This is a genomic window from Bradyrhizobium sp. Ses1 (assembly GCF_059512365.1).
This window is the reverse complement of sequence record NZ_JCAMOQ010000239.1, coordinates 1-321: the sequence shown is the minus strand read 5'-3', so window position 1 is coordinate 321 and position 321 is coordinate 1. Positions and strand designations below refer to the sequence as shown.

The following is a 321-nucleotide window of genomic DNA, read 5'->3' as shown; positions in this document are numbered from 1 at the left end:
GATAGCGACGACAGCGAAGTAATTTCGTGCGGTTTTTTCGTAGCGCGTAGCAACGCGCCTGAAACGCTTCAGTTTCGAGAAGCAGCATTCGATTAGATGACGCTCGGCATAGAGGGGTTTGTTGAGCGGATATTTGATTGCCCGTGAGGGGTTGTTCGGAATGACGGCTTGAGCGCCTTTTGCGGCGATCGCGGATCGCAAGGCATCGGAATCGTAGGCGGCATCGCCCATCACGACCTCCGCCGGGAGCCCCTCGATGAGCGGCTGGGCCTGAGGCGCATCGCCGGCTTGACCTGCCGTTAGGAAGAAGCGGACCGGGCA

The 321-nt window shown here is 59.2% G+C and carries 1 protein-coding gene; it reads right to left on the bottom strand.

What is annotated here, in order from left to right:
• On the bottom strand, positions 1-321 hold a 321-nt coding region (locus AC5ZG5_RS46525; protein ID WP_496165610.1), incomplete at both ends, for a transposase.